The sequence below is a fragment of the Aestuariivirga sp. genome (assembly GCF_047600585.1).
Classification (GTDB): Bacteria; Pseudomonadota; Alphaproteobacteria; order Rhizobiales; family Aestuariivirgaceae; genus Aestuariivirga.
The window spans coordinates 745,520-760,480 of the sequence record NZ_JASGKP010000001.1 but is presented as its reverse complement, the minus strand read 5'-3'; the positions used below and the strand labels follow the sequence as shown (position 1 = coordinate 760,480).

At 63.1% G+C, this 14,961-nt stretch carries 17 protein-coding genes; 8 read left to right on the top strand and 9 right to left on the bottom strand.

Translation table 11 applies throughout. The features are described 5' to 3' along the window. The first annotated feature begins 92 nt into the window (after nt 1-92). A complete protein-coding gene (locus QM801_RS03515; RefSeq protein ID WP_415017827.1) occupies nt 93-557 on the top strand; it encodes an Lrp/AsnC family transcriptional regulator in 465 nt (154 codons plus the stop codon). After that, on the top strand, nt 554-1,735 hold the full coding sequence (locus QM801_RS03510; RefSeq protein WP_415017826.1) for a benzoate/H(+) symporter BenE family transporter: 1,182 nt from the start codon (nt 554-556) through the stop codon (nt 1,733-1,735). Before QM801_RS03515 ends, QM801_RS03510 begins: the two co-directional genes overlap by 4 nt. 109 nt (nt 1,736-1,844) lie before the next feature. On the opposite strand, the gene QM801_RS03505 is transcribed toward QM801_RS03510, so the two are convergent. The 4 genes from QM801_RS03505 to carB form a co-directional block, all read right to left on the bottom strand. Next, a complete protein-coding gene (locus QM801_RS03505) occupies nt 1,845-2,255 on the bottom strand; it encodes a universal stress protein (protein ID WP_415017825.1) in 411 nt (136 codons plus the stop codon). A gap of 121 nt (nt 2,256-2,376) precedes the next feature. Then, nucleotides 2,377-2,853, bottom strand: a complete 477-nt coding sequence (gene greA, locus QM801_RS03500) for a transcription elongation factor GreA (protein WP_415017824.1) — start codon at nt 2,851-2,853, stop codon at nt 2,377-2,379. 177 nt (nt 2,854-3,030) lie between these two features. After that, nucleotides 3,031-4,008, bottom strand: a complete 978-nt coding sequence (locus QM801_RS03495) for an aldo/keto reductase (RefSeq protein ID WP_415017823.1) — start codon at nt 4,006-4,008, stop codon at nt 3,031-3,033. Nucleotides 4,009-4,013: 5 nt separating this feature from the next. Beyond that, complete coding sequence (carB, locus tag QM801_RS03490; protein WP_415017822.1) at nt 4,014-7,400, bottom strand: carbamoyl-phosphate synthase large subunit; 3,387 nt, start codon at nt 7,398-7,400, stop codon at nt 4,014-4,016. Between the two features lie 168 nt (nt 7,401-7,568). Between carB and QM801_RS03485 the strand changes: the two genes are divergently transcribed. Both QM801_RS03485 and tam read left to right on the top strand, forming a co-directional pair. Then, a complete protein-coding gene (locus QM801_RS03485; RefSeq protein WP_415017821.1) occupies nt 7,569-8,072 on the top strand; it encodes a hypothetical protein in 504 nt (167 codons plus the stop codon). Continuing rightward, nucleotides 8,072-8,842: a trans-aconitate 2-methyltransferase gene (gene tam, locus QM801_RS03480; protein WP_415017820.1), complete on the top strand. Its 771-nt coding sequence runs from the start codon at nt 8,072-8,074 to the stop codon at nt 8,840-8,842. The genes QM801_RS03485 and tam overlap by 1 nt, the downstream gene beginning before the upstream one ends. On the opposite strand, the gene QM801_RS03475 is transcribed toward tam, so the two are convergent. Further along, the gene (locus QM801_RS03475; protein ID WP_415017819.1) at nt 8,843-9,376 is read right to left on the bottom strand and encodes an ABC transporter substrate-binding protein; all 534 of its coding nucleotides are present in this window, start codon (nt 9,374-9,376) and stop codon (nt 8,843-8,845) included. Between the two features lie 91 nt (nt 9,377-9,467). On the opposite strand from QM801_RS03475, the gene QM801_RS03470 reads away from it, so the two are divergent. Further along, nucleotides 9,468-10,139 (top strand): glutathione S-transferase family protein, encoded by a 672-nt coding sequence (locus tag QM801_RS03470; protein WP_415017818.1) that lies wholly within the window; start codon nt 9,468-9,470, stop codon nt 10,137-10,139. 3 nt (nt 10,140-10,142) lie between these two features. Here the strand turns inward: QM801_RS03470 and QM801_RS03465 are convergent, their stop codons facing one another. Continuing rightward, nucleotides 10,143-10,466 carry a hypothetical protein gene (locus tag QM801_RS03465; RefSeq protein WP_415017817.1) on the bottom strand — a complete coding sequence of 108 codons (324 nt, stop codon included), beginning with the start codon at nt 10,464-10,466 and terminating at the stop codon, nt 10,143-10,145. Between the two features lie 91 nt (nt 10,467-10,557). Further along, on the bottom strand, nt 10,558-10,716 hold the full coding sequence (locus QM801_RS03460) for a hypothetical protein (RefSeq protein WP_415017816.1): 159 nt from the start codon (nt 10,714-10,716) through the stop codon (nt 10,558-10,560). A 234-nt stretch (nt 10,717-10,950) separates the two neighbouring features. On the opposite strand from QM801_RS03460, the gene trxB reads away from it, so the two are divergent. Together trxB and QM801_RS03450 are read left to right on the top strand one after the other, a co-directional pair. Next, a complete protein-coding gene (gene trxB, locus QM801_RS03455) occupies nt 10,951-11,919 on the top strand; it encodes a thioredoxin-disulfide reductase (protein ID WP_415020886.1) in 969 nt (322 codons plus the stop codon). A gap of 3 nt (nt 11,920-11,922) precedes the next feature. After that, nucleotides 11,923-12,810, top strand: coding sequence for a LysR family transcriptional regulator (locus QM801_RS03450; protein ID WP_415017815.1), 888 nt, complete (start codon nt 11,923-11,925; stop codon nt 12,808-12,810). 55 nt (nt 12,811-12,865) lie between these two features. Here QM801_RS03450 and QM801_RS03445 read toward each other — a convergent pair whose 3' ends face one another. Beyond that, nucleotides 12,866-13,267: an META domain-containing protein gene (locus QM801_RS03445; protein WP_415017814.1), complete on the bottom strand. Its 402-nt coding sequence runs from the start codon at nt 13,265-13,267 to the stop codon at nt 12,866-12,868. Between the two features lie 105 nt (nt 13,268-13,372). On the opposite strand from QM801_RS03445, the gene QM801_RS03440 reads away from it, so the two are divergent. After that, nucleotides 13,373-14,350, top strand: a complete 978-nt coding sequence (locus QM801_RS03440) for an HpcH/HpaI aldolase/citrate lyase family protein (RefSeq protein ID WP_415017813.1) — start codon at nt 13,373-13,375, stop codon at nt 14,348-14,350. 6 nt (nt 14,351-14,356) lie between these two features. On the opposite strand, the gene QM801_RS03435 is transcribed toward QM801_RS03440, so the two are convergent. Continuing rightward, nucleotides 14,357-14,956 carry a LysE family translocator gene (locus tag QM801_RS03435; protein WP_415017812.1) on the bottom strand — a complete coding sequence of 200 codons (600 nt, stop codon included), beginning with the start codon at nt 14,954-14,956 and terminating at the stop codon, nt 14,357-14,359. Between the last annotated feature and the right edge of the window lie 5 nt (nt 14,957-14,961).

Here is a 14,961-nt window from a genome sequence, read left to right as displayed (position 1 = left end):
CGCCTGAAACCTCAGCCCCGGACCCAGATCCGGGGCTTTTCTTTTGCATTTTCCTTCCCCCACGAAATTTTATTGCTATAGAACCCCCAGCCATGGCGAAGCTCGACACCATCGACTGGAAAATCCTCCGCGAACTCCAAAAGGATGGGCGCGTGACCAACGTCGAACTGGCCGCCCGGGTGGGGCTTTCACCGCCGCCCACGCTCCGCCGGGTACAGGCCCTCGAGAAGGCGGGCTACATCAAGGGCTACCGCGCCCAGCTCGACGCCGAGATGCTGGATTATGGCGTGAAGCTCTTTGCCCTCGTCGGGTTGAAGAGCCAGGCGCAAAGCGAGATGGCCGACTTCGAGCGCCGGGTGAAGGGCTGGCCCATCGTGCGCGAGTGCCATGCCGTTTCGGGCGGGGCAGACTTCGTCCTGAAATGCGTGGCGCGCGACCTGCAATCGATCCAGGCCTTCGTCATGGGCGCGCTTGCCAAGGCGCCGAACGTGGAGAGCGTGAAGACCTCGCTCATCCTGCACGTGGCGAAAGACGAGCCCGAAGTTCCCCTGCCATGACCGAGGCCGTCACCCCGCAGAAGGCCCATTGGGCCTCGCTCATCTCGTCGGCCAAGGCGGCCGTCATCATCGGCTTTGCCTCCACCATTCTCGTCGTGATCGAAGGCGCACGCGCGGTTGGCGCCAATACGGCGCAGCAGGCCTCGGTCGCTGCCGTCCTCTGCTTCGCCATGGCGATCACCTCGTTCATTCTCGCTGTGCGCTATCGTATGCCGATCATGGTCGCGTGGTCCACGCCGGGCGCCGTGCTCATTGCCACCAGTGCCTCCGGCATCACCTGGAACGAAGCGATCGGCGCCTACATCGTGGCAGGCGCGCTCACCGTGCTCACCGCCGTCATCACGCCGCTCGCCCGCGCCATCGAGCGCATGCCGGCGAGCATTGCGTCCGCCATGCTCGCGGGCGTGCTGCTGCGCTATGTGCTGGGCGTACCCACGGCGGCGCTCAACGCGCCGGCACTGGTCGTGCCGCTGATCCTCGCCTTCTTCGTGCTGCGCTTCCTGATACCGATGTATGCGGTGCCGATCGTGGTGGCGCTGGGCCTCATTCTTGCGGCCTTTGCCGGCGCCTTCTCGGGTGGCATCACGCTCGCCGTGACGCCCCTCACCTTCGATCTTCCGGCGTGGAACCTGCAGGCGATGGTGAGCCTCGGCATTCCGCTCTATCTCGTCACCATGGCGTCGCAGAACCTGCCGGGCTTCGCGGTGCTCCGGGCGAATGGCTATCAGCCGCCGGTGAGCGCCTGCCTGCTGGTGACGGGTGCGGGATCCATTCTTTCGGCGCCGTTCGGCAGCCACGCCATCAATCTCGCGGCGATCACCGCTTCACTGGTTGCGGGCCCGGATGCACACCCCGATCCCGCCCAGCGCTGGAAGATGATTTATCCCTATACGCTGCTGTACGTGATCTTCGGGCTTGCGGCGGGCACCTTCGTGCACATGCTGGGGGCGCTGCCCAAGGAATTGGTGACGGCCATTGCAGGCCTTGCCCTGTTTGGTCCGTTGATGGGCGGCATCTCGTCCATGATGAAGGAACCGCGCGACATCGAGGCCGCCCTCGTGACCTTCCTCACCACGGCCTCGGGCATCACGCTTTATGGAATCGGTGCGGCTTTCTGGGGCCTGCTGGCAGGGCTCATCCTCTGGGCGGCGCAGCGCTACGCGAGACGGACGAGTTAGCGCAACGGACGATCAAATCGGAACGATTTGAGAGAGGAAAGTTGCGCCAGATTTTTGTTTTAACGCATCTTTCGCTTCGCAAGTGGAATCCACTTGCTCGCACGATGCGTTAGCGCGCCACCGTGACCGGGCAATCGGCGGAAGCGGCAACGGATGCAGCGACCGAGCCCAGCACGAGTCGTTTGACGCCGCGCGGATCGCCCGTTCCCGTCACGATGTGATCGAAGCCTTCCCGGTTGGCATATGAGACGATGGAGGCCGCAACTTCGCGGGCATCAAGCTCGATGGCCGAGACATCCTTGGCGCCGAGGCTCTGCGCCATCGCGACCGCATCAGTGAGAAGCTTCGAGACCTCCCGGTCGGAATGGGCATAGACCGCGGGGCCGCGAATGCCGCCCGACATCACGTTCACGGTACAGATGGCGAGAGGCACCTTCTCCAGCGACGCCATGCGCGCGGCAAAGGCCACGGCCTTTTCACCGTGGGACGTGCCATCGGTTGCGCAGAGAATCTTCTTCATGACACCAGCCTCCGCAGAAAGAGCATGGGAGTCTGATGCCGCAAAGGCGCAGTGCCTGCCTTGACCCAAATCAAGATGGCAGGTTGACGCTGAAGCTGTGTGTGCGATTGCGAAGGGGCGATCAGCCCCAGGCGACCTTATCGATCTCGTAGGACTTGCCACCGCCGGGGGTCGCCACCTCAACGCTGTCGCCCTTGCGCTTGCCGATGATGGCGCGCGCGATGGGCGAGGAAATGGAGATGCGGCCCTTCTTCACGTCGGCTTCGGTGTCGCCCACGATCTGGTAGATCACCTTGGCTTCGGTATCCTCGTCGATGAGGGTGACCTTGGCGCCGAACTTCACGGTGTCGCCCGAAAGCTTCGAGACGTCGATCACTTCGGCGCGGCTGATCTTGTCCTCGAGTTCGGCCACACGGGCTTCGTTCCAGCCCTGGGCTTCCTTGGCGGCATGATATTCGGCATTTTCCGAGAGGTCGCCATGGGCGCGTGCTTCCTCGATGGCGCGAATGATGCGCGGGCGTTCCACCGACTTGAGGTGCTTCACCTCATCGATCATGGCGTTGTAGCCATCGGCGGTCATCGGCACTTTTTCCATCATCGTACTTTCCATCCGGCAAGGGTCCGCCCGCCCTGATTTGCAAGGCTTTCCGGCGGGCAACCTGAACAAGAAAACACCCGGCGAAATGGCATCTCAGCCCGCCGGGTATTCCTCAATGTGGCTCATTCCAGCTGATTTTGCAAGGGGTGGCAAAAGCAGGCCTGGCAGCGTTAACGCTCAGGCGGGCTTGTAGATCCGGTTGGCTTCCGGGTCGTCCATGTCGAACGGCAGGGCTTCCAGCTCCTTCCAGAGGGCGTCGGGAATCACCTGGTTGGCCCAGTCGATGGTCTGCTGCACCCGCTCGGGCGAGGAAACGCCGCAGATGGTGGAGGCAACGTAGGGCGAGCGCATGGAGAACTGCAGGGCAGCGGCGCCCATGGCCACGCCATGCTTGGCGCAGAGCGCCTCGATGGCATTGGCCTTCGACTTGATGTCGTCGCCCGCCGGCATGTAGGCGAAGAGCGGGGCCTTGGCCGCACCCTTGGCAAGAATGCCGCTGGCATAAGGAGCGGCATTGAGGACGGTGATGTCACGCGACTTCGCCAGTTCCAGCATCGGCAGGGCGTGACGGTTCAGCAGCGTATAGCGGTTGTGGGTGATGATCGCGTCGAAATGGAAATCGCGCATCATCGGCATCATGATGTCGGTGCGGCCAGCCGCAAGGCCGACGGCCTTGCACAGGCCCTCTTCCTTCATCTTGAACAGTTCCTCGGCCGCCCCGCCCTTCCCCGTGACGTCCTTCAGGTCGGAGGCGTATTCCGGGTCATGGAGATGCAGCAGGTCGATCTGCGAAACGCCGAGCGCCTTCAGGCTTTCCTCGACCGACTGGCGGGCGCGGGCACCGTCGAAATTCAGGGTGTCCATGTTGCGGTCGAGCTTCGAGGAAATAAGGAAGCCCTTGGGCAGGCCGCCCCGGGCCTTGATCGCCTTGCCGATGCGCTCCTCGCTGCGGCCGAGGCCGTAGTTGCGCGAAGTATCGATGAAGGCGATCGGACCGTTAAACACGGCTTCCAGGGTGCGCATGGCGCGGGCTTCGTCGACGCCGTAGCCATAGGTGTCCGGCATGTCGGCAAGCGCCGTCATTCCCAGGCAGAGCGGCGGGATCGAGAGATCGGCGCGCGCAAGCTTCGTCATCTTCTGGAGGTTCTGGGTCATGGCACTTACCTGAAATAATCCTGGAGGGGTTTCACGGTGATCGTTCCCGCCTTGTGGGCGGCGATGGCCTTCGCCACCGAGAGGATGCCGCGGAGCGTGGTGTAGTAAGGCACCTTCTGCATCACGGCCGTCTGGCGGATCGACTTCGAGTCCGATTCGGACGACTTGGTTTCGGTGGTGTTCAGCACCAGGTGAATGTCGCCGTTCTTGATCGCATCGACCACGTGCGGGCGGCCTTCCTGGACCTTGTTGATCTTGTTGGAGGCGATGCCCTTGCTCTCGAGATAGCTGTGGGTGCCGCCCGTGGCGCGGATGGCAAAGCCCAGTTCCGAGAGCGTCTTGATCGCCGGAAGGATGCGCGACTTGTCCGCTTCCTTCACCGAGACGAAGACCGTGCCCGCCAGCGGAATGCGCATGCCTGCACCCAGCTGGCTCTTGGCGAAGGCCATGTCGAAGTTGCGGTCGAGGCCGATCACTTCGCCGGTCGAACGCATTTCGGGTCCAAGCAAAACGTCCACGCCGGGGAAGCGATTGAAGGGGAAAACCGCTTCCTTTACAGCCACATGCGAGAGCTTCCGCTGTTTCAGCTTGAAGCTGGCGAGCGACTCTCCCGCCATGACGCGGGAGGCGATCTTGGCCACCGGCTCGCCGATGACCTTGGCCACGAAGGGCACGGTGCGCGAGGCGCGCGGGTTCACTTCGAGGATGTAGACGACATCGTCCTTCACCGCGAACTGCACGTTCATGAGGCCGACGACCTTGAGCGCGATGGCGAGCTTCTTCGCCTGCTCTTCGAGTTCGGTGATGAGCGCGGGCTTGAGGGAGAACGGCGGCAGAGAGCAGGCGCTGTCGCCCGAATGGATGCCGGCTTCCTCGATGTGTTCCATGACGCCAGCGATGAAGACATCCTTGCCGTCGGCGATCACGTCAACGTCCACTTCCGTGGCGTTGGAGAGGTAGGAGTTGATCAGCACGGGCGAGTCGCCCGAAACGACCACCGCCTCGGTGATGTAGCGGTCGAGCTGGACCTCATCCCGGACGATTTCCATGGCGCGGCCACCCAGCACGTAGGACGGGCGGATCACCACCGGGAAGCCGATCTTGCGGGCGATCTTCTTGGCCTCCGGACCCGAGCGCGCAATGCCGTTCTCAGGCTGGCGCAGCTTCAGCTTGCTGATCAGCTTGGCGAAGCGGTCACGGTCTTCCGCCAAATCGATGGCATCGGGCGTGGTGCCGAGGATGGGCACCCCCGCCTCTTCCAGCGGGCCCGCCAGCTTGAGCGGCGTCTGGCCGCCGAACTGCACGATCACGCCGTGGAGCGTGCCGCGCTTCTGTTCGGCATGGATGATCTCGAGGGTGTCCTCGGCGGTCAGCGGCTCGAAGTAGAGGCGGTCCGAGGTGTCATAGTCGGTCGAGACCGTTTCCGGGTTGCAGTTGATCATGATCGACTCGTAGCCCGCGTCATGCAGCGCGAAGCAGGCATGGCAGCAGCAGTAGTCGAACTCGATCCCCTGCCCGATGCGGTTCGGTCCGCCGCCCAGGATCATGACCTTCTTCTTGTCGGAGACCTGCGCCTCGTTGCCGTCTCCGCCGGCAAGGCCGGTCTCGTAGGTCGAGTACATGTAGGCCGTGGGCGAGGCGAATTCGGCAGCGCAGGTGTCGATGCGCTTGAACACCGGGCGCACACCGATCTTGCGCCGGTGGGCAGCGACCTTGGCCTCGCTCAGGCCCACCAGTTTCGCCAGACGCTGGTCCGAGAAGCCCATTGCCTTGAGTTTGCGCAAATTCTCAGCGTCACGCGGCAAGCCCTTGTTCCGAATGGTATCTTCCATCCGCACCAGCTCTTCGATCTGACGCAGGAACCAGGGCTCGTAGTGGCACGAGGCATTGATCTGTTCGACCGTGGCGCCATGGCGGAAGGCCTGTGCGATCTTCAGCAGGCGGTCCGGCGTGGGCTGGCCCAGGGCGGCACGGATGGCGGCAAGGTCATCCCCTTCGCCCAATCCCGGAATGACGACCTCATCAAGGCCAGAGAGACCTGTCTCGAGGCCACGGAGCGCCTTCTGGAAGCTTTCCTGGAAGGTGCGGCCAATGGCCATCACCTCGCCCACCGACTTCATCGCAGTGGTGAGAAGCGGCGCGGCACCGGCAAACTTCTCGAAGGCAAAGCGCGGGATCTTGGTCACCACGTAATCGATGGTAGGCTCGAAGCTCGCGGGCGTCGCACCACCGGTGATGTCATTGGCGAGTTCGTCGAGGGTGTAGCCGATCGCCAGCTTGGCCGCGACCTTGGCGATGGGGAAGCCCGTCGCCTTGGAGGCCAGCGCCGAGGAGCGCGAGACGCGCGGATTCATTTCAATGACGACCAGGCGGCCATCCTTCGGGTTCACCGCGAACTGCACGTTCGAGCCGCCTGTCTCGATGCCGATCTCGCGCAGCACCGCGATCGAGGCGTTGCGCATCACCTGGTATTCCTTGTCGGTGAGCGTGAGCGCGGGGGCAACCGTGATCGAGTCACCCGTGTGCACGCCCATGGGATCGATGTTCTCGATGGAACAGACGATGATGCAGTTGTCCGCCTTGTCGCGGACGACTTCCATTTCATATTCCTTCCAGCCCAGCACCGACTCTTCGATCAGCACTTCCGAGGTGGGCGAGGCATCGAGGCCCTTTTCGACGATGTCGAGGAATTCCTCGCGGTTGTAGGCAATGCCGCCACCCGTGCCGCCCAGCGTGAAGGACGGGCGGATGATGCAGGGCAGGCCGATCGCCAGCATGGCCTCGAAGGCTTCGACCAGCGCGCGGTCGCGATACTTTTTCTGGCGGTCGGCTTCGCCGGCCGCCCATTCCTTTTCGAAGGCGGCAACCTTGCCCTCGTCGCCGGCCAGCCGCTTCACTTCGGCGGCGTATGCTTCGCGGTCGGCTTCCTTGAGATTTGAGGCGTTCGCCAACATCGAGCGCGGGCTCTCGAGCCCGATCTTGCTCATGGCGTCGCGGAAGAGCTCGCGGTCTTCGGCCTTGTCGATGGCTTCGGCCTTGGCGCCGATCAGCTCGACGTTGAACTTCTCCAGCACGCCCATCTTGTTGAGCGAGAGGGCCGTGTTGAGCGCCGTCTGCCCGCCCATGGTGGGCAGGATGGCGTCAGGGCGTTCCTTCTCGATGATCTTGGCGACCACTTCCGGCGTGATTGGCTCCACGTAGGTGGCGTCGGCCAGTTCCGGGTCGGTCATGATCGTCGCCGGATTGGAATTGACGAGGATGACGCGGTAACCCTCCTCCTTCAGCGCCTTGCAGGCTTGCGTTCCGGAGTAGTCGAACTCGCAGGCCTGGCCGATGATGATCGGCCCAGCCCCGATGATGAGGATGGACTTGATGTCTGTGCGCTTTGGCATGGGGAACCCTGAATTTCGGGTTTCCTACAGGAAGCCCCCCACGATTCCAAGCAGCTTCGAACCACCCCGGAAATCCCCCGCAACCTGTTGAAAACGCCGAAGGGAGAGCACTTTGCCAGCGTCCGTCCCCTGCCCTAGACTGAGCCTGCCCGAAAACAGGAGGCACGCATGCGCAAGCTGGGGATCGCTCTCGCATTGACCATTCTTCCGGCCGCTGCCCATGCCAATGCGCTGGAAGAGCGGCTCGCCCCGGGAAAGGCCACCACTTGCTGGGAGCGTCGCTACGACGAGGCCCATCTCAAGAGCCACCCGAAGCAGCAGGCCGTGGCCGTCCGCCTCTCCGCCAGCCGCGAAGATGATGGGCGGCTTGTCGCCAACCTCGGCATCAATCTCAGGAAGAGGATCGAGAATGGCACCTTCGACTACGCCACCTTCGCCACCTGCACGGCCAAGGGAAATGTGGTGCGTTGCGAACCGGAATGGGACTCAGGCAGCTTCACCATCGAGGAGCGTCCGGGTGGGAAGCTGCTGCTGCGCCAGAGCAAGCTGATGATGAACCCCGCCAATTATGCCGCCGAGGAAGTGGCGCCCGACGCCATCGACCTTTCGAGATCCGACGACGGCGCATTTCTCCTGGCGCCCATCCCGGATGCCAAGTGCGAGGTCTATTGATGAGCGACTGGAACCCGGCGCAATACCTCGCCTTCGCCGACGAGCGGGCAAGGCCGGCGCTCGATCTGATTGCGCGCCTGCCCAACCGGTCGCCAAAACTGATCCATGATGTGGGCTGTGGTCCGGGCAACTCCACGGGCTTCCTCGCAGACGCTTTTCCCATGGCGAAGCTCACCGGCCTCGATGCCTCGCACGCCATGATCGACAAGGCCAAGAAGGCCGTGCCCAAGGCCAAGTTCAGCGTCGGCGATGCCAGCCTCTGGTCGCCCAGTCCCGAAGCGGATGTGGTTTTCTCGAACGCCCTCTTCCAGTGGGTGCCGGAACACTCGCGTCATCTCGCGCGCATTCTGGAAGCCCTGAAGGCGGGTGCAACGCTCGCCGTGCAGATGCCCGACAACTTGCGGGAGCCGAGCCACGTCGAGATGGCAAAGACGGCGATCAAGCCTGCCTATGCGGTGAAGCTCGCCAATGCCGTGAAGGCCCGCTCGCCACTGCTCTCGCCCCAGGGCTATCACCAGATCCTGCGGCCGCTCTGTTCGCGGCTCGATATCTGGCGCACGTCCTATCACCACCTTCTGAAGGGCCAGCAAGGCATCATCGACATGCTGTCGTCGACGGGTCTCCGGCCTTTCCTCGATCCACTGTCCCCGGCCGAGAGGGAAGCCTATCTCGCGGACTACAAGAAAGCGCTCCGGCAACACTATCCGGAGATGGACGACGGGCTCGTGCTGTTCCCCTTCCCGCGGCTTTTCATCCTCGCGGTGAAATGATCACTGCAGGTAGGCGATGAGGGCGTTGATGTCGCCGTGATTGCGGTTGATCACGCTGACGAAGGTGCTGCGCATCTGCCCGGCCAGCCAGACGGAAGATGCATTCACATCCGTCACGCGATAGCCACCTTTGCCACCGGAGACGCGAAAGATGAGACGCTTGCCGCCGGCGGTGCTGGCATTGACCGTATTGCCTGAACAGCTCACCACCTTGAGGCCGGAATCGGCAAACTGCGAGGCATGCTTCGCCATGAAGCGGCCCATGTAGGCCTTTGCCAGTGAAACGTATTGGGCTTCCTGGCCCTTGCTGAGAAGCTTGCGGTGTGGCCCCAGCGCAAACATGGCGATGGAGCGCAGATCGGCATAACGGCTTGCTGCACTGGTAAAGGCCTGCGGAGAGCCGGCGCGCGCCGCCGAGAGAAAGGCATTTCCGGCGCTGACGACGAAACCTTCCGCCGGGCACTTTTCCGCCTGAGCCTGACCTGCGAGGGCGAACACTGCGCCCGCGAACGCAATCGATTTCCAGAACGACATGTGTGATTCCCCTGAGTCGATCCCGCTGAGTCGCCGCCCACGACCTCGTGCGATATTGAATCTGCATGCACCGGAGCGCAAGCCACTTGCCGTGCACCGCACACCGGTTTACGACCGCCGCATGCAGGACACGTCCAAATACAAACTTTATTCCCGCCCCGGCGCCGGCTCCGTTGCCGTTGAAGCTCTCTTCGCGGTCCTTTCGGTCCCTCACGAGATCCAGGATGTTCCGAAGACTGACGATGGTTCGGCACCGGGTTGGTACCTCGCCATCAATCCGCGCGGAGAAGTGCCATCCTTGCAGTTGCCCGATGGCAGCATCATGACGGAAAGCGCCGCCATGATGATCCATGTCGCTGATTGTCACCCGGAGGCGGGGCTTGCGCCCAAGCCCGGAACGCCTGAACGGGCGCAATACCTGCGCTGGCTGACCTATGGCGCAGCGACCATCTACGCGACGGACCTGCGGCTCTACTATCCCGCGCGCTACTCAACCGATCCTGCCCACGCGGCCGCGATCAAGGCCAAGGCCTCGCAGGACCTTGCGCGGGACTACGCCATTCTCGATCAGGAGATGGGCAAGGGCCCCTTCATCACCGGCAACACCATGACCGCGGCGGACATCTATACCGCGATGCTGGTGTCCTGGTCGGATGACCTGCCAGGACTTCTCAAGGCCAAGCCGAATCTGAAGAAGCTGTACGAAGCAGTAGGCCGCCACCCGAAGATCGCGCCTGTCTGGGCGCGGAACGAGATGCCCTGAGTCTTATTCGGCACTCGCCTGGTCGCCATCGGCGGGCGAATAGCACTTGATGCGGGTGAAGGCTTCGCACGACTCGCCTTCGCAGCGGCGGTCGCCATCGAGCGCCGAAGCCTTGGCCACGCGATCACGCGCAAAGAGAATGGCTTCGGCATAGCCTTCCTTCTTGCAGAAGAGATCGGCGGCAGGCTTGCCGCAGCTCCGGCCATCGGCAAGGCAATCCGAAACCGCAGACCCGCTGACCATCGGCTGCGAGAAGCTCCGGACGGATGCCTCGGCGGATACCGTGGTGGCGGTGGTGAGGATCAGGATGGCAATCAGGCGGCGCATGGCATTGTGTCCGTTGAATAAGGAAGTACAGCGGGTAGAGAGGAACCGAGGGGGCGTTGGCCCCTCCCTGCCCCGCTGCATTTCGCCCCCATCAAGAGGCGAAATCCGGTGTCTCGGTCTTGGTGATGACAGTGACGTGAACCACCGTGGCAGAACCCTTCACAGGCGCCGGGTCCTGGGCGAAGGCACCGGCCGACAAGAACGCCACGGCAAGGGCCGCGGACATGATCAGGTGGCGGGGGCGGGTCATTTGAGGTCTCCGGGTCATCGTTGAACTTGACCCTGTTATGGGACCCCGCCCCGGAACCGGCGCTGAATGGGCCGTTCATCTTGGGTTAACCTGCAAATCGCCGGAATGAATGTATTGCAATCCTCTTGCAACCTCAGCGCGAGATGCATCCACAGGCCCCCTTGCAGGGGTCGGGATTTGAGCTATGCTAATTTTTCATACCTGACACATTTCATCTCAATTGCACGGGATTTCATCATGGCGACCCGACACGTACCGGTATTGATCCTCGGCTCTGGCCCTGCGGGCTACACCGCCGCGATTTATGCCGCGCGCGCCATGCTGAAGCCGGTGATCGTGCAAGGCATCCAGCCGGGCGGTCAGCTCACCATCACCACCGACGTCGAGAACTATCCCGGCTTCTCCAAGGCCATCCAGGGCCCGTGGCTGATGGAAGAAATGAAGGCGCAGGCCGAGCACATGGGCACCGAGGTCATCTCGGACACCATCGTCGAGGTAAAGCTTGCCGCGAAGCCGGTCTGGCTCAAGGGCGATTCCGGAGCCGAATACACCTGCGATGCGCTGATCATCGCCACCGGCGCGCAGGCGAAGTGGCTGGGCCTGCCGAGCGAACACACTTTCCAGGGCTTCGGCGTCTCCGCCTGCGCCACCTGCGACGGCTTCTTCTACCGCAACAGGAAGGTGCTGGTGGTGGGCGGCGGCAACACCGCAGTGGAGGAAGCTCTCTTCCTCACCAACTTTGCGAGCGAAGTGACGGTGGTTCACCGCCGCAACGAGTTCAAGGCCGAGCGCATCCTGCAGGAGCGCCTGTTCAACCACCCCAAGATCAAGGTGAAGTGGGACACGACCCTCGATGAAGTGCTGGGCACCGAAGATCCAAAGGGCGTGACCTCGGTCCGCCTTCGCAACATCAAGACCGGCGCTATCGAAGTGCAGGACGTGGATGGCGTCTTCATCGCCATCGGCCACAAGCCTGCGACCGAACTTTTCGTGGGCCAGCTTCCCTTCAAGAACGGCGGCTATCTCATCACCAAGCCGTGGTCGACGCAGACCGATATTCCCGGCGTCTTTGCGGCGGGCGACGTGACCGACGACGTCTATCGCCAGGCGGTGACGGCCGCAGGCATGGGCTGCATGGCCGCCCTCGAGGCCGAACGCTATCTTCATGCGCAGAACGCCAGCCACCGGCAGGCGGCGGAGTAAACAATGGATTGGGACAAGCTCCGCATCTTTCATGCCGTGGCCGACGCCGGCAGTTTCACCCACGCCGGCCATGAACTGAATCTCTCGCAGTCCGCCGTGAGCCGGCAGATCAGCGCGCTCGAGGAAGACTTGAACGTGCCGCTCTTCCATCGCCACGCCCGCGGCCTCATCCTCACCGAACAGGGCGAGGTGCTCTACCGCACAGCGCATGACGTCTTTACCAAGCTCGCCGCAGCGAAGACGCGCCTGATGGACTCGAAGGAAAAGCCCTCAGGCGAACTGCGGATCACGACGACGGTGGGCCTGGGCTCGATCTGGCTCACGCCACGCATCCGCGAGTTCATGGAACTCTATCCCGACATCCAGGTGCAGCTTCTCCTCGAAGACCAGGAGCTCGACCTCTCCATGCGGGAGGCCGATGTGGCGATCCGCCTGCGCCGGCCCACGCAGCCCGACCTGATCCAGCGCAAGCTCTTCACCGTGCATCACCACGTCTATGCCTCGGTCGATTACCTCAAGAAGCATGGCATTCCGAAGTCCGCCGAGGATCTCGACAAGCACAAGATCCTGATCTTCGGCACGTCCGCCACCTATCTGAACAATCTCACGATGCTGCAGACGGCGGGCCGCCCGGAAGGCGAACCGCGCCCGGTGGCGCTCCGCGTCAACAGCGCCTATGGCCTCCGCCGTGCGGCGCAGGCAGGTGCCGGCATCGCCATCCTCGCCGACTATCTGGTGGCGCCCGACATGAACCTCGTGCAGATCGATCTTCCCATCGACACGCCGGAATACGACACCTACTTCGTCTATCCGGAAGAACTGAAGGAAACGAAGCGCGTCACCGCCTTCCGTGACTTCCTCGTCTCGAAGGCGAAGGAGTGGAGCTTCTAGAGACCTTGCGTCACATGCGATGCGCGCATGGAATGACGAAGAGAACGGTCAGCCCTCACTTCCCGTTGCGCCGTTCCAGCGTCAGCACCTCTTTGCCGCTGCTGTCCTGAAGCACCAGCTTCGACGGGCTGAAGTCCACCTTGCGCGCCGCCATCAGCGCATCACCCACGCGCTTCTCGGTTTTCATCTGCGGCTCCGGGCAGGCCATGCGCGTCGTCGCGAAGGTTCCGAAGCGAAGATCATCGCCATCCTGCGTGTAGGTGCCGGTGAAGCGGTTGCAGCCGAGCCTGCCCCAGACCTTGTTGCCCGGCTCGAACTTCACCATCACGTCGGCAGCATCGGCGTCTGCCCCCTCGCCCCATTCCGACCCCGCCAGCGAGGCGTAGCCATCGGCCTGGGCGGGAACGGCAGACAGGATGGCAAGGGCCATGAGGGCAGCAGGAACGATGGGGCGCATGGGGGGTCTCCTGGGCTGAGGTTACTTCTCCTACGCAAAAAGCAAAGTCCCGGCCTCTGACTTTCAGACTATTTCGCAGGTGCGAAAAGCTGCTAGGTTTCCGCCATGTCGTTCAATACCATCACCCTCGCCCCCAACCGTCTGAACCGCAGCGAACTTGCCGTTCCCGGCTCCAATCCCAAGCTCTTTGAAAAGGCGGCAAAATCCGCAGCCGACGTGATCTTCCTCGACCTCGAGGACGCGGTTGCCCCCGACGACAAGGCGCAGGCCCGCAAGAACATCATCCAGGCGATCGGCGACGTCGACTGGGGGCGCAAGGCGCTCGCGGTGCGCATCAACGGCCTCGACACGCATTACATGTACCGCGATGTGGTGGACGTCCTCGAACAGGCCTCGGACCGGCTGGACCTGATCATGATCCCGAAGGTCGGCACGGCAGCCGATGTCTACGCCGTGGACATGCTGGTGACCCAGATCGAAGCCGCCAAGGGCCGGAAGAAGCGGATCGGTTTCGAGCTCATCATCGAGACAGCACTGGGCATGCAGAACATCCACGAGATTTCAGCGGCAAGCCCCCGCAATGAATCGCTGCATTTCGGCGTTGCCGACTACGCCGCCTCGACCCGCGCCCGCACCACCTCGATCGGCGGTGCCAATCCGGATTACGCCGTGCTCACCGACGCCAACGAAGCAGGCCAGCGCGACACCCACTGGGGCGACATGTGGCACTACGCCATTTCCCGCATGGTCGTTGCGGCCCGCGCCAACGGCCTCCGCGCCGTCGATGGACCGTTCGGGAATTTCTCCGATGCAGATGGATACCGCTCTGCCGCACGACGCGCCGCCGTGCTCGGCTGCGAAGGCAAGTGGGCCATCCACCCCTCACAGATTGCGCTCGGCAACGAGGTGTTCTCGCCCTCGGAGAAGGATGTGGCGCAGGCCCGCCGCATCATCGCCGCAATGAAGGAGGCGGAAGCGCAGGGCAAGGGCGCGGTGTCGCTCGATGGCCGCCTCATCGACTACGCCTCCATCCGCCAGGCGGAAGTGCTGGTGAAGAAGGCTGAGGAAATCGCCGCGCTGTAATGGAGCTCAGTGGGCCAGCATCGGCCAGAGTGACGCAACAAGCGTCAACGCCAGAAAGATATTGATCCAGCGGAAGTAGCGCGGATCGGTAAGCACGCGCCGCAGCCCGGCACCGAACAGCGTCCAGCTTGTTGAACTGACAATGCCGGTGGTCGCAAAACAGATGACGATCGCGGCCACGCTTGCAGCATAGTTGCCGGCAAGCGTGAAGGCGGCGATCGACGAGACCGCCATGAACCAGGCCTTGCCGTTCACCCACTGGAAGGCGGCTGCCCCCAGGAAGGTCATCGGCGCTCCGGCCTTGACTGCACCCTCCTCAGCGGGCCGGGCAGTGGCGATGCGCCACGCGAGCCAGAGGATGTAGAGGCTGCTCAGAATCTTCAGCACCGTGTAGGCGGCAGGCACGGTCTCGAAGATGCGGCCAAGACCCAGCGCGACCAGCAGCACCATCAGCGGCCAGCCCACGAGAATGCCGGCCGCATGGGGCAGCGTGCGGCGCACGCCGTAGTTGATGCCCGACGCCATCAGCATGATGTTGTTCGGCCCCGGCGTGAGGGACGTGACGAGGCAGAAGGTCGTGAGTGCCAGCAGATAGTCCAAAGTCATGCCGC

What these genes read in the sequence shown, in the direction of transcription:
- QM801_RS03510 (WP_415017826.1), top strand. Translation starts at nt 554, where the DNA reads ATGACCGAGGCCGTCACCCCGCAGAAGGCCCATTGGGCCTCGCTCATC.
- tam (WP_415017820.1), top strand. Translation starts at nt 8,072, where the DNA reads ATGAGCGACTGGAACCCGGCGCAATACCTCGCCTTCGCCGACGAGCGG.
- QM801_RS03485 (WP_415017821.1), top strand. Translation starts at nt 7,569, where the DNA reads ATGCGCAAGCTGGGGATCGCTCTCGCATTGACCATTCTTCCGGCCGCT.
- QM801_RS03475 (WP_415017819.1), bottom strand. Translation starts at nt 9,376, where the DNA reads ATGTCGTTCTGGAAATCGATTGCGTTCGCGGGCGCAGTGTTCGCCCTC.
- QM801_RS03515 (WP_415017827.1), top strand. Translation starts at nt 93, where the DNA reads ATGGCGAAGCTCGACACCATCGACTGGAAAATCCTCCGCGAACTCCAA.
- carB (WP_415017822.1), bottom strand. Translation starts at nt 7,400, where the DNA reads ATGCCAAAGCGCACAGACATCAAGTCCATCCTCATCATCGGGGCTGGG.
- greA (WP_415017824.1), bottom strand. Translation starts at nt 2,853, where the DNA reads ATGATGGAAAAAGTGCCGATGACCGCCGATGGCTACAACGCCATGATC.
- QM801_RS03465 (WP_415017817.1), bottom strand. Translation starts at nt 10,466, where the DNA reads ATGCGCCGCCTGATTGCCATCCTGATCCTCACCACCGCCACCACGGTA.
- QM801_RS03450 (WP_415017815.1), top strand. Translation starts at nt 11,923, where the DNA reads ATGGATTGGGACAAGCTCCGCATCTTTCATGCCGTGGCCGACGCCGGC.
- QM801_RS03440 (WP_415017813.1), top strand. Translation starts at nt 13,373, where the DNA reads ATGTCGTTCAATACCATCACCCTCGCCCCCAACCGTCTGAACCGCAGC.
- QM801_RS03495 (WP_415017823.1), bottom strand. Translation starts at nt 4,008, where the DNA reads ATGACCCAGAACCTCCAGAAGATGACGAAGCTTGCGCGCGCCGATCTC.
- QM801_RS03435 (WP_415017812.1), bottom strand. Translation starts at nt 14,956, where the DNA reads ATGACTTTGGACTATCTGCTGGCACTCACGACCTTCTGCCTCGTCACG.
- QM801_RS03505 (WP_415017825.1), bottom strand. Translation starts at nt 2,255, where the DNA reads ATGAAGAAGATTCTCTGCGCAACCGATGGCACGTCCCACGGTGAAAAG.
- QM801_RS03445 (WP_415017814.1), bottom strand. Translation starts at nt 13,267, where the DNA reads ATGCGCCCCATCGTTCCTGCTGCCCTCATGGCCCTTGCCATCCTGTCT.
- QM801_RS03460 (WP_415017816.1), bottom strand. Translation starts at nt 10,716, where the DNA reads ATGACCCGCCCCCGCCACCTGATCATGTCCGCGGCCCTTGCCGTGGCG.